At 36.8% G+C, this 13,061-nt stretch carries 9 protein-coding genes and 1 pseudogene; 8 read left to right on the forward strand and 2 right to left on the reverse strand.

All coding sequences use genetic code 11. The features are described 5' to 3' along the window. Positions 1 to 139: 139 nt before the first annotated feature. Positions 140 to 271, forward strand: a pseudogene (locus ACFXN8_RS16925) (helix-turn-helix domain-containing protein); the annotation flags it as partial. A 628-nt stretch (positions 272 to 899) separates the two neighbouring features. Continuing rightward, a complete protein-coding gene (locus ACFXN8_RS16930) occupies positions 900 to 1,763 on the forward strand; it encodes an NAD(P)-dependent oxidoreductase (protein ID WP_386846705.1) in 864 nt (287 codons plus the stop codon). A 288-nt stretch (positions 1,764 to 2,051) separates the two neighbouring features. Here ACFXN8_RS16930 and ACFXN8_RS16935 read toward each other — a convergent pair whose 3' ends face one another. Beyond that, positions 2,052 to 2,444 (reverse strand): DoxX family protein, encoded by a 393-nt coding sequence (locus tag ACFXN8_RS16935; RefSeq protein ID WP_386846707.1) that lies wholly within the window; start codon positions 2,442 to 2,444, stop codon positions 2,052 to 2,054. 157 nt (positions 2,445 to 2,601) lie between these two features. On the opposite strand from ACFXN8_RS16935, the gene ACFXN8_RS16940 reads away from it, so the two are divergent. From ACFXN8_RS16940 to ACFXN8_RS16965, 6 genes are all read left to right on the forward strand, one after another. Beyond that, positions 2,602 to 2,919 carry a winged helix-turn-helix transcriptional regulator gene (locus tag ACFXN8_RS16940; RefSeq protein ID WP_386846709.1) on the forward strand — a complete coding sequence of 106 codons (318 nt, stop codon included), beginning with the start codon at positions 2,602 to 2,604 and terminating at the stop codon, positions 2,917 to 2,919. Between the two features lie 159 nt (positions 2,920 to 3,078). After that, positions 3,079 to 4,407, forward strand: coding sequence for an MFS transporter (locus ACFXN8_RS16945; RefSeq protein WP_386846711.1), 1,329 nt, complete (start codon positions 3,079 to 3,081; stop codon positions 4,405 to 4,407). A 245-nt stretch (positions 4,408 to 4,652) separates the two neighbouring features. Continuing rightward, complete coding sequence (locus ACFXN8_RS16950) at positions 4,653 to 5,555, forward strand: chemotaxis protein (protein WP_386846713.1); 903 nt, start codon at positions 4,653 to 4,655, stop codon at positions 5,553 to 5,555. A 514-nt stretch (positions 5,556 to 6,069) separates the two neighbouring features. After that, positions 6,070 to 7,605 carry a Ppx/GppA phosphatase family protein gene (locus tag ACFXN8_RS16955; RefSeq protein ID WP_386846715.1) on the forward strand — a complete coding sequence of 512 codons (1,536 nt, stop codon included), beginning with the start codon at positions 6,070 to 6,072 and terminating at the stop codon, positions 7,603 to 7,605. A 6-nt stretch (positions 7,606 to 7,611) separates the two neighbouring features. Beyond that, positions 7,612 to 9,768 carry an RNA degradosome polyphosphate kinase gene (locus tag ACFXN8_RS16960; RefSeq protein ID WP_386846717.1) on the forward strand — a complete coding sequence of 719 codons (2,157 nt, stop codon included), beginning with the start codon at positions 7,612 to 7,614 and terminating at the stop codon, positions 9,766 to 9,768. A 29-nt stretch (positions 9,769 to 9,797) separates the two neighbouring features. Next, positions 9,798 to 11,801, forward strand: coding sequence for a sensor domain-containing protein (locus tag ACFXN8_RS16965; protein WP_386846719.1), 2,004 nt, complete (start codon positions 9,798 to 9,800; stop codon positions 11,799 to 11,801). Between the two features lie 410 nt (positions 11,802 to 12,211). On the opposite strand, the gene ACFXN8_RS16970 is transcribed toward ACFXN8_RS16965, so the two are convergent. Then, positions 12,212 to 12,826 carry a TetR/AcrR family transcriptional regulator gene (locus ACFXN8_RS16970; RefSeq protein WP_386846721.1) on the reverse strand — a complete coding sequence of 205 codons (615 nt, stop codon included), beginning with the start codon at positions 12,824 to 12,826 and terminating at the stop codon, positions 12,212 to 12,214. Positions 12,827 to 13,061: the final 235 nt, after the last annotated feature.

Consider the following 13,061-nt stretch of genomic DNA (forward strand, 5'->3'; position numbering starts at 1 on the left):
GTGAGAGAAAGACTGCATGAAGGGTTGCGCCTTCGTGTGAACAAGAAAAATATATACAACTATAAAAATGTTAACAACCTCTCTAAATAGGGTAATGTGATTTTATCATAGCGAAAGAGAGGTGGTACGCATGGAATGAATGTCCATTGGGAAATTTGCTAAACGTGTTGGTGTAAATGTTGTAACGCTGAGAAGAATGGAAGCAAAGGGCGAGTTTATGCCTGTCCATGTATCTTCTGGCGGTACGAGATATTACTCTGTTGAACAATTAAATATCTGCTCTTGTGGATTAAAGTTGGGTAGAGATTTGAACGCAAGCATTAACTTAGCAAATTACTCAATCTAAGGAATTTAACTTCTTTCAGCAAGTGTTTTTGTAGCGAAAGCGAAGCGTCAGCTACAAATGTCTTTTGTACCGAAAGTGCAGCGGCAGGTACAGAAGTCTCCCACCTCTATAGATGGTGAGATGAATGCGGATTAAAGTTACTTTTCAGCGGGTGTCCAAACACCTGCTGAAATAGAGGAACTCAGTCTAAGAACGCCACGTCCTGTGGCAACGACTGAGTGACCAACATCACGTTGGCCCAAAGCCTCCGGCGGATGTCACGGAATCGGAAAGGAGTTCTTAGGGGATGTTAGCCTAAAACCATCGCATCCATGCGATAACGGCTAACTGACCTGCATCGCGCAGGCCTAAGCACAAAGCCGATTTCGGACGCAATTATGCCGAGGCATAATTGATCTGACAATAAACCTTAGATGTGTACGCAACGATACTGCGGAATTTAAGCCTTTGGAGAGTCATACTAAATGGCAGTAGCTTTTTGCGAAACCAGACTCAGTGAATAAGGAAGACACAAATACGAAAGTCGGAAGATATAAGTTGTGTCACAGTAGAAATGTCTACATTTTTTAAATATGTATATGTTTTTCGTATCGGTGGTAGTATTATTAAACATTTATTAAACAATGGTCATGAGGTAACAGTCTATACACGTACAAAGGAGAAAGCGGAGCCGCTGTTGGCGTTAGGTGCAACTTGGGCAAGTACACCAGCTGAAGCATTTAAAAATAAGGAAATTGCCTTTACAATGGTTGGATACCCTACGGATGTTGAGGAAGTTTATTTTGGAGATAACGGTTTATTTCAAACAGCTGAATCTGGCAATATCGTTATTGATATGACCACTTCTGAGCCAACATTGGCAAAGAAAATTTTCGAGCATGCCCAAAAACTAGGAGTAGAAGCGCTTGATGCACCTGTTTCTGGAGGAGATATTGGTGCTCAAAATGGGACATTATCAATTATGGTTGGAGGTAGCCAAGCTACATTCAATCAAGTTTTATCAGTCATGCAACATTTCGGTGAAAATATTGTTTATCAAGGTGAAGCAGGTGCAGGGCAACATGCTAAAATGTGTAATCAGGTCGTTATTGCTTCCGGAATGATTGGTGTGTGTGAGTCACTGGCTTACGGTTTAAAGGCTGGACTTGATTTACCGACAGTATTGCAATCCATTTCATCTGGTGCAGCAGGCTCTTGGTCGTTAAGTAATTTAGCCCCCCGTATGATCAAAGAAGATTATGCACCAGGCTTTTATATAAAGCATTTTGTAAAGGATATGAAAATAGCATTAGATGAATCTAAAAAAATGGGGATTACATTACCAGGTCTAACACTTGCTTATGATATGTATGAAAGGCTAATGGAAGAGGGCTATGGTGAAAACGGTACTCAGGCACTTTTAAAGGCATATCAATAAAGTTAACCTACTAGAAAATAGAATTTAAAATTATATGAAACCCGAAGTATCAATCTTAGATACTTCGGGTTTCATATATATCTTATTCAGTAGAAGACGCTCACCGCTGATAGGTGGGAGATTAATGGGCATGTGATTCCTTTTCAATGGGCGTACATACAAATAGAGGAATGAACCCACGAACCCACGTCCTGTGGCAATTTAGCTGTAACGACAGCTATAAGTACGCCAAGGTGAAATTGATATTGTAGATCACTACCACACAGAAAATAGTTAACTACGGAAGCATCACTCTTTATCAAAAAGTTTTGCGTCTAAAGAAAAACTAGATGCTCCTGCAAGTGCAAAGTATAAAGCCATTGCAGCTAAAGCTAAATCTAATTCATATCCAGCTAAGCCGTTTTCTCCGATAAAGCCAACGCTAAGCTTCGCTGTAAAAATGGCAACGATCATTGTCACTGTCAATAAAGCCCCGAAAAGTCTTGTGCCTAAGCCTAAAATAATTGCTACACCACCGACTAGTTCTATAATGGCAACAATATAAGCCATGAAGCCTGGAATACCAATGGCATCAAAATAATCAGCTGTGAAGCTGATACCTCCCTGAAACTTTTGGAAACCGTGAGTTGCAAAAATAATGCCGAGCATCACACGTAAAATAGTTGAACCGATATTTTGCATAGTTAAATAAACTCCTTTTGTTTTTAGCTTACATTTCGTAACTTAGTTTATTTTTAAAAATAACTTTTGTCAAGTAACTAAATTTTATTTTTTAAACTGATTTTCGAAAAAATGATATACTCTTATATAAGAACAAAATACTTTGGAGGCAGGAAAATTGGATCAAAAAAAAATTTGTCCACGATTTGAAAAGGCATTAAAAATAGTAAATCATAGCTGGAACACCCTGCTTATTTATCAGTTATTAGAAGGTCCTCAACGATACTCAACAATAAAAAATCAGGTGGGTATTAGCAGTCGTGTGTTAACGGAGAGATTAAAAGAATTAGAGATTGAGAACATTGTGGAGCGCACAGTTATTCCATCAACACCAGTAGTGATTGAATATAAGCTAACAGAAAAAGGACATGCACTTGCACCGGTCCTTAAAGCAATTGAACAATGGTCTTCTATGTGGGTGAATATAGAAGAATAGTACAATGGATATCCAAGCGAGGGGGCTTGGATATTTTTTTATTATGGTCAATGAAACTGAATGTATATTGTAAATAGTGTTAATTTTCTTTAAATAAAAGGTATTTTTTATTACATGGGGGAATTTATTTAATAGTATAGAGAATGGGAGGAGGGTTTTATGAAGAGAAATTCAACAGTAGACGTGCAGCATCGGAGTCAGTTAGCTCTTTATTTATCACTGCCAATTTTGTCGTGGGCATTTTATGATTTTGCGAATACAATATTTTCTTCAAATATTAATACGATATTTTTTCCGTTTTATATGGATGAGGTTTTAGGGACGAATGAGGTAATGCAGCAGGTGGCAAGCACGTTTATTTCTTATGCGAATGCTATTGCTAGCTTTTTCCTCGTTATTTTTTCGCCACTTTTTGGTGTCTGGATTGATAATACAGGCTATAAAAAGAGATTTATAGTATGGTTTGCATCTATTTCCATCTTTTTTACCTTTATGATGGGGGTTTTTGCGAATCTACAGACACCAACAAATTATTCAGGTGTGCCACTTAGTTTATTTTTAGTTGTAGCTAGTTTTATCATCGCAAAATTTTTCTTTAATTCCAGTCTAGTATTTTATGATTCCATGATGGGTGATTTAGGGACGAAAGAGGAAATGCCCCTTATTTCTGGCTATGGGGTAGCGATTGGTTATCTGGGTACAATTTTGGGACTACTTGTTTATTTGTACGTAGGAAATAGTGATTTCCATCGAGCATTTATTCCAACTGCCATTTTATATTTATTATTTTCTTTGCCATTATTTTTTATTAATAAAGATACACCGATACCAACGTCTCAACGAAAGTCTATTAAATTTTTAGATGGTTATAAGGAGATTGTTCAAACATTTAAGGATATGAAGCAATATAAAGCTATTTTCACCTTTATGATTGCTTACTTCTTTTTAAACGATGCAATTGCAACAACCATTGCAATGATGGCTGTATATGCAACAACAATCGTAGGCTTTACTTCAGGTCAATTTATCGTGCTTTATTTAGTGTCTACGGTGTCAACTATTATTGGCTCTTTTGCATTTGGTTATATTACAAAAGCAATTGGAGCCAAGCGTGCGATAACCGTGGTGGCGATATTAATGATTGTTGCTTTAACATTTGCTGTCTTTGCGACACAGCAATGGATGTTCTGGCTTGCGGGTAGTATGTTTGGCGTATCGCTAGGATCCATGTGGGTAACATCTAGAACATATATTATTGAATTGTCTCCAGAAGAAAAACGGGGTCAGTTTTTTGGCCTATTTGCATTTTCGGGTAAAGTATCCTCCATTATCGGGCCAGCAGTCTACGGAACGGTTACATTATGGATGAAAGACTACGGAACGCTAGCAAGTCGTGTTGCGTTATCGACATTAATTGTGATGACGATAATTGGCCTATTGGTCCATCTAAAAGTAGTCAATGGCTCAAAAGTTGGAGATGATAGTTGATAAAACATATACGTATGCCATGTATATCAGGCTGAGCACTTTCCTGAGGGTGTCATATAAGCCACTTGGACAAATTGCAAAAGCGAAGCGGCAGCACTAACTGTTTTTTTTGATGGAAATCAACCCGCGTTATGGATGTCGAGCCATGTTAATGATAAAATTGGAAAAAGCAAGTAGGAGAAATGTATTGCCTATGATACAATTGAATTATAAATAGAAGTTGGATAGAAAGGAGCGGGGTTGCTTTGGAACATAAAGGTATATTATTAGAAAGTGGCACAAATGAGCTAGAAATTGTTGAATTTGAAGTAGCTAATAATAAATTTGGTATTAACGTTATTAAAGTAAAGGAAATTATTCAACCGATTCCAGTAACATTTATTCCACACGCGCACCCGCATGTAGAAGGGATTATTCAATTACGAGGTGAGGTTTTACCGGTAGTTGATATGCTCCGAGTATTAGGTATTCAAAGTCAAGAGCGTAGTTCTCAGCAAAAATATATTGTAGCTGAGTTTAATAAACAGCGTGTAGTATTCCATGTAGATAATGTAACACAGATTCACCGTATTTCATGGAATCAAATCGAAAAACCTTCTGATATGTATCAGGGAGGAACATCCCAAGTAATTGGGGTTATTAAGCAAAATGAGCAAATGATTTTATTGCTTGATTTCGAAAGAATTATGGTAGACATAAATCCAGACTCTGGTATTAGTGTAGAAGCCGTTAAAAAGCTTGGTAAACGTGAGCGCTCTGAAAAACGAATTTTAATTGCAGAAGATTCACCATTACTACGTAAGCTCTTATTCGATACTATGAAAGAAGCAGGTTATGAGAATGTTGAATTCTTTGAAAACGGCCATGATGCTTATGAATACCTCGAATCTATCATCAAGAGTGGTAGCGATGTATCCGAGCATATTCAATTAGTTGTGACGGACATTGAAATGCCACAAATGGATGGGCATCATTTAACGCGTAAAATAAAGGAGCATCCAGATCTCCAAAAGCTTCCTGTCATTATTTTCTCAAGCTTAATTACGGATGATCTTCGTCATAAAGGTGACAAAGTAGGTGCAGAGGATCAAATTAGTAAGCCAGAAATTGCGGAGCTTATTTTACGAATCGATCAACTTATCATATAAAAAATTTTTATCAAGGTTTTACAATAAAGATAAAGTTGGAAAAGGTAACTTAGACTGAGTTCCTTTATTTCAGCGGATGTTTGGATACCAGCTGAAAAGTAACTTAAATTCGCATTCATCTCACCATCTATAGAGGGGGGAGACTTCTGTACCTGCCGTTGTACTTTCGGTACAAAAGACATTTGTAGCTGACGCTTCGCTTTCGCTACCAAAACACTTGTAACTGCCGTTTCACTTACGTTACATAAAACACTTGCTGAAAGAAGTTAAAGAAAGTCGGATGCCTCTTTTAGGCTCCGGCTTTTTTGTATAGATCCATGAGGTTAGGAACAAAATAATAAGGTTCTTTTTGTTGGGGTGTCTATACAATTTTGATAGGAAGGTAAATATCCTGACACTTCTATCGAAAAAAGGGGAGTTCCTGATTGTTTGAGTACCTACACATAATGGCTCAGCTCAATATTTGAGGTAGAACCATTAATACTCTGCATGCATGCGCTAAGGAAGTGATTATTTGAATGAATTAAAAACCGCTATCATCGATATTGGCTCAAACACTGTTCGATTAGTATTGTATCAATACGATAAAGAAGAGGGACTTCGTGAGATTGGCAATATTAAAACGGTTGCCCGTTTACGTACATATTTACAGTCCTCTGGTGAAATGTCTGAAGAAGGTATACAAGTATTAACAGAAACATTATTGACTTTTAAAGCAATACTTGATGATTATGAAGTGACTGATGTTAAAGCTGCTGCAACAGCTGCAATCCGTCAGGCGACCAATAGAGAAAAAATTATGACCTTAATGAAAAAACGGACAGGCATTCAAATAGAGCTTTTATCTGAAGATGAAGAGGCATATTATGGCTTTATTGCTGTAGCTCATTCTATAGGCACGAAGTCCGCTGTGACGATCGATATTGGTGGCGGTAGTACTGAAATAACGCTTTTTGAAAATAAAGAGCTACAGAAGTCTCATAGTTTTCCTTTTGGTACAGTTTCTTTAAAGCAACGTTTTGTAAAGGGCGAAATTATGAATGGAAGTGAAAAAAAGGAACTTATTACTTTTGTGAAGGAACAGTTCAAATCACTTTCATGGATTCAGGATATCGGTTTACCGATTATCGCTATTGGTGGTAGTGCTCGAAATATTGCCCAAATCCACCAACAAAAACATGCATATCCACTAGCAAGTGTACATGGCTACGAAATGACGAAAGGAAATTTAGAGGAGCTCAGTGTATTTTTAGGTAATTTAAGCTTTCATGATTTGAAACAGTTAGATGGGCTTTCGGCAGATCGTGCGGATATCATTGTCCCTGCATTAGAGGTTTTCAATGTGTTAATGGAAGTTGTTGGCAGTGAATTGTTCCAGATAACAAAGAAGGGTTTACGAGAAGGGCTCATTATACAGCGTATTTTGCAAACAGATAAAAGTGTGTTCGATAAGTACAATGTGTTTGAGGAAAACGCTAAAAGATTGGCTCGTCAGTATGGTCGTTCCGAAGAAGAAGCGGATTATTTAATGCATTTAACAGATCAATTGTACCGTGAATGTTGCCACTCCGGTTATTTGCAACATCATCCAAAAGATTTGCAATTATTGGAGAAAGCGGCGAGGGTGTTTAATATAGGGGAGTATATTGAGTTAAGCTCTGCTAGCCAGCATACCTTTTATTTAATTGCGAACCAATCTATCGATGGGCTAAATCATAAGGAACGTGTAAAATTAGCACTTTTAGCCTCATATAAAAATAAAGATTATTATCAGCGATTTGCTACTCCGTTTACAGAATGGATGAGTCGTGAGGAGTATCGTAAAATACGAGATTTTGGTGCTTTTTTGAAATTTGTCTATGCGTTAAATGTGTCTAAAAGAAGAATTGTCAAGGCCATTAAGATGCAAACTAAAGAGGATTATGTACAGCTTAGCATCTATGTGAAACACAATGCGGCCGCTGAAATATACCAAGCAAACCGACAAAAAAAACATCTAGAACGCGCACTAAAGATACCGATAAAAATAAACTTTGTGGAAGAGGGTTGAACAATTATGACAACTGAAGTTACGAATAATCAGTTAAGTGACAAAGAATCATCAGAAATACAAGGTCGATTACTAGAGGAAATCGCTAAACCGCAATACTATAATAATCGTGAATTAAGCTGGCTCGCCTTTAATGAACGAGTTTTAGAGGAAGCAGAGGATGTCGATAATCCTCTGCTAGAACGATTGAAATTTTTAGCCATATTTAGCTCGAATTTGGATGAATTTTTCATGGTGCGTGTTGCAGGTCTTCAGGATCAAGTACGTGCAGGTTTCCATAAGCCCGAAAATAAGTCAGGCTTAACACCAAAAGAGCAATTAGCGAAAATTGCAGAGCGAACTCAGGCATTAGTGCGCCGACAAACTGAAGTTTACAGACACTTAATATATGATTTATTACCACAACATAATGTACATATTGCAGACATGAAAGACTTAACTAGTACACAGAAAGCATTTGTCAATGAAATGTTTGCAGAAACCATCTTCCCTGTTTTAACACCCGTAGCTGTAGATGCGTATCGTCCTTTCCCAATTTTGCTTTGTAAAACATTAAATTTACTTGTTTTATTAGAGCAAGATGAAGCTGACTTAGAGAATCGTGAAAAGGTAGCCATTGTACAAGTTCCATCTGTCTTAGATCGTTATATTAAAGTACCATCAGCAGACGGAGAGACCGTTATTGTCTTATTAGAAGACGTGATTGTAGCGCATATAGAAAAACTCTTTTATGGTTACAGTGTCAAATCAGCTCAGGCTTTCCGTTTAACACGTAATGCTGATTTAACGATTCATGAAGAAGGTGCAAGAGATTTACTTGTAGAAATCGAAAAAGAGCTGAAAAAACGTAAATGGGGTGTTGGTAGTCGTCTAGAAGTTCGAGAGGGCGAAATGAGCGAGGAAGTTCTTACATACTTACTAGATGAATTTGAAATTGAAGAAACGGATGTTTTTCATATAGATGGACCGCTAGATTTAACATTTATGTTCTCTTTTGTAAAAGGCATATCTGTTGGTCGAGAACATTTAGAATATGAAAGCTTTATTCCACAGCCACCATTAGATTTACAGTCGGATGAAAATATTTTTGAAAAAGCTCTGCAACAAGATATTTTTTTCCATCACCCATATGAGTCGTTTGTGCCAATTGTAGATTTTATTGCAGAAGCGGCCGTTAATCCGAACGTGTTAGCCATCAAACAAACATTATATCGTGTAAGTGGTAATTCTCCCATTATACAAGCCTTAAAGCTTGCAGCAGAAAATGGTAAACAGGTAACAGTTTTAGTTGAGTTGAAAGCGCGTTTTGATGAAGAAAATAATGTACTTTGGGCAAAGCAACTTGAGCAAGCCGGCTGCCTTGTTATTTACGGTATGAATAACTTAAAAACACACTCGAAAATAACGCTTGTTGTGAGTCGTCGAAATGGAAAAATTGAACGTTTTGTACATCTAGGCACAGGAAATTATAATGATGCAACTGCAAAAATTTATACAGATATGGGTATCATAACAACAGATAAGGAATTTGGCATTGATGCCACTAACTTCTTTAACTATTTAAGTGGTTATACAGAGAAACCAGCTTTTAATCATTTAGTTGTGGCACCGTTTGATATTCGAGATGAATTTATCCGCTTAATGGATGAGGAAATTGCATGTCATAAGAAGCATGGTAATGGTTTTATTCGAGCTAAAATGAATTCACTAACGGATAAAGACTTAATGATGAAGCTATATGAGGCATCCATTGCAGGTGTGAAAGTAGAGCTGATCATTCGTGGTATTTGTTGCATTAGACCAGGCATCCCTGGAATTAGTGAAAACATAACAGTAACGAGTATTGTTGGTCGCTTCCTTGAGCATTCGCGTATTTATTGGTTCCATCATAATGGGGAAAATAAAGTATACTTGTCTTCTGCAGATATGATGACTCGTAATATGATTAAACGTGTGGAAATTTTATTCCCAGTATATGCAAGTGAAGCAAAAGCTCGTATTATTAACATTATGAATACACAACTTGAAGATACAGCAAAAGCTCGTATTCAAGACTCCAATGGAAAATATCATTACAAAGAATTTGATCGTGGTGAAGATCCAATTAATAGTCAGGAAATTTTCCTAAAGGATGCACTAAAACCTACGCTAGACGAAGAATAAAGCAAACACGCTACTTAGTGAGGGATATCATGAAAAAATATAAAGAGAATGTAGCGCAATTTGCAGACTATCATCAAATCATACAACTTAATCCATTTGATGCTGTCGTATGTTTGAGAAAAGTTGATACAAAAGCGTTTGAAGTCGTTAATTTCAACGAAAAGCTACCGTCATTTATGAAGCTACAAGATGTGAAAGCCACCAACGCAGAACAGTTTTTTACGGAGCAATGCTGGCTGCAATTATCGAATATATTACAACAAGAATTCAATATAGACCAAAGGCTAGAAGTATGTACGGAGCACAAAGTAAAAACATTTGTTGTTCGTGTACAGCACTTAGAAAATTCAGTTGTAGCAGTTATTCTACGTGAGAAGCAGAATGAAGTAGAACCCTATTTGCAATTTGTGGAACAACACGTATGTCCGGTGTTAACAACTGATTTGCAAGGTCGCATTATTCATCAAAACGTTGCTGCCACTTCTCTTTTGTCAAAAGAACAACAAAGCTTGATAGGACAAAATATTTTTTCATTATTAGAGAGTAAGTATATCAACGAATTTAAATTATTATTTGCCAAAACTATTGAGGGCTCAGCATTGGGTATGCCCCAATGCATGTTTGAACACCAATTGTTAAGTAAAGAACCATTTTATTTAAGAACACATCCAACATACTTGAATGGTGAAATTATAGGTGTCCATTTATTTGTGAAAGATGCCACTTCATTTATGAATGATCATCAGGCCTTTTATTACCTAGCATTAATGGATGAATTAACGGGTATTTGGAATCGTAAGGCTTTAAAAGAACAGTGGCTTCAGCATTTAAATGATAAAAAGCATAATCAGCAAGCAGCTATTATTTTAATGGATATTGATCGTTTTAAAAAGTTTAATGAATCCCTTGGTGAAAGTAAGGGTGATGAACTTATACGAATGTTTAGTCAAAGACTTCATGAGCTCTGTTACTCCAAATGCTCGCTTTATCGTTATAATAGTGATGAATTTATTTTTGTTCTAAAAGATGCAACGGTCAACAAAATTGAACAGACGGCTAACGCTATTTTAGATGCATTAAAACAGCCATTCATGATTGATGGGCAGGAATATTTTATTAGCGTGTCAATTGGTATCTCCCTTAGTCCAGCGGATGGCAAAGATTTAGAAACGCTTATACGTAAAGCAGATAAAGCATTATTTTCTGTAAAAGAGCATGGTCGTTCGCACTACCGTTACTATCGTGAGGATACGACAACTATTTTTCAAAATGAGGCACTGATGGAGGCGCATTTACGTCGTGCTATCGAATTTAATGAACTAAGTATTCATTTACAGCCGCAAATGGATTTAATGGATAACAGTACTAATAGCTTTGAGGCATTATTACGATGGAATAACCGGAAATTTGGCTTCGTGTCTCCTGCACAGTTTATACCTATTGCAGAGGCATCAGGTTTAATCATTGAAATCGGTGATTGGATTATTGACGAGGTGTGTCGCTATCAAAAAGAGTGGCAGATGAATGGCTATCGACCAGTACGAATTGCCATCAATATTTCGCCAAAACAATTTAGAAAAGAAAACTTTGCTCGGAAAATTAAAGCGGCCTTGAAAAAATATAATGTGCCGCCTGAATTATTAGAGGTGGAAATTACCGAAAGCTCCATGACGAATGTCCATGAAACATTTTCAATTCTAACCGAATTGAAGCAGCTAGGTGTTTATGTTTCCGTGGATGATTTTGGAACGGGTTATTCATCTCTAAGCTATTTAAAGCGTTATCCGATAGATATTATAAAAATTGATCAATCGTTTATAGCAGATATTACAAAAGATGATAAAAATGAGGCCATTATTAAGGCCATTATTTCAATGTCCCATAATTTGGGGTTGGAGGTCGTTGCTGAAGGGATCGAGGAACCATCACAGGTTGATTTCCTAAAACGCCACCGATGCCAAAAAGGGCAAGGCTATTTATATAACAAGCCATTACCCGTAGAAACCATTGTTAATAAATATTTTATTAGCTAAAGCCAACAAACAAAGTAGCACTTCATCATGAATGGGATGAAGTGCTACTTTTTTGTAGAGCTTTGGGAAGGGGAGGATCTAGGTGAACGAATGTACAATTCAAGGTGGCTTAACCCGATCACTACTTCCGGTTACCTGATCAAATTAAGGCTAGGATGATCACCACTTCCGATTACCCGATCAAATAAAGGCTTGAGCTGATCACTACTTCCGATTACCCGATCAAATAAAGGCTTGAGCTGATCACTACTTCCGATTACCCGATCAAATTAAGACATAATCTGATCATATCTCCGAGCTACCTGATCAGTTCTCCCGGTAGCCTGAGCGAATGGAGATACAACCGGATCAGAAAATCGCTTCATCCGAGCTCATGCAGTTTCCATCTATGCAACCCTTCTAAAAGTTAGCTATTTATTTTCTGCTTTCAATCCATCTAACACAATAGTTGTAAATAGCGCCATTTCCGCTGATAAATTGAAGTCTTCATGATGAATTAACCAATCATAGACATTTGCACGCATACAACGCTGAATAATAGCCTGCACTTGAGTAACCTGCAAATCTTGGCGAAATTCTCCAAGTCGAACGCCTTCCTCTAAATAAGTATTGATGATTTGGAATATTTTCCTTTGTGGACTAATTAAATAATGACCTTGTTCCACTTGACTTGTCATCGCAGCGGTATAGACTGTTCGCATTAAATCCTTGCCCACAACATTTGTTAAATACTTCATTTGCTCTTTATAAAGAGTTAGAATTTTTTCGCTTGCTGGTAAGGTAGAGTCAATATTTTTTTCCACAGTACTATAAAAACTATCAAGTTCCTTAAATTTATCTAAAATAACATCGTACTTAGACGGGAAATGGGTGTAAAACGTTCCCTTCGATACATGACATGCTTTCGTAATTTGTTCAACAGACACATGCTCAAATCCATGTTTATTAAATAAATCTAATGATGCTTTGAGTAATTTTTCCCGTGTTTCTAATGCCTTTTTTTGACGGCTCGTTAATGAATTCATATTCTCATATTCCTCCGAATTAAGTATATTAAGATGTTTTTTTAAAAAAATCTGAAAATATAAAAATTTTGATTGACGATATGGAATTAATTTGATTATGATTTAAGTGACCGAAGTCAATGACTATGGTCATTCAGATTTTCTCGTACTAATGTTACGATAAAAGACTGGAGTTGGCTAGGGTGCATTGGATTTTCAAGAAAGAATGATATGTCTGCAGTTTATTTAAGTTTAA

It is taken from the genome of Lysinibacillus sp. NPDC059133 (assembly GCF_042755925.1).
In the GTDB taxonomy this organism is placed as follows: domain Bacteria; phylum Bacillota; class Bacilli; order Bacillales_A; family Planococcaceae; genus Lysinibacillus.

Coding starts and splice junctions, on each gene's coding strand:
- ACFXN8_RS16930 (WP_386846705.1), top strand. CDS start 900: ATGTCTACATTTTTTAAATATGTATATGTTTTTCGTATCGGTGGTAGT.
- ACFXN8_RS16935 (WP_386846707.1), bottom strand. CDS start 2,444: ATGCAAAATATCGGTTCAACTATTTTACGTGTGATGCTCGGCATTATT.
- ACFXN8_RS16945 (WP_386846711.1), top strand. CDS start 3,079: ATGAAGAGAAATTCAACAGTAGACGTGCAGCATCGGAGTCAGTTAGCT.
- ACFXN8_RS16960 (WP_386846717.1), top strand. CDS start 7,612: ATGACAACTGAAGTTACGAATAATCAGTTAAGTGACAAAGAATCATCA.
- ACFXN8_RS16965 (WP_386846719.1), top strand. CDS start 9,798: ATGAAAAAATATAAAGAGAATGTAGCGCAATTTGCAGACTATCATCAA.
- ACFXN8_RS16970 (WP_386846721.1), bottom strand. CDS start 12,826: ATGAATTCATTAACGAGCCGTCAAAAAAAGGCATTAGAAACACGGGAA.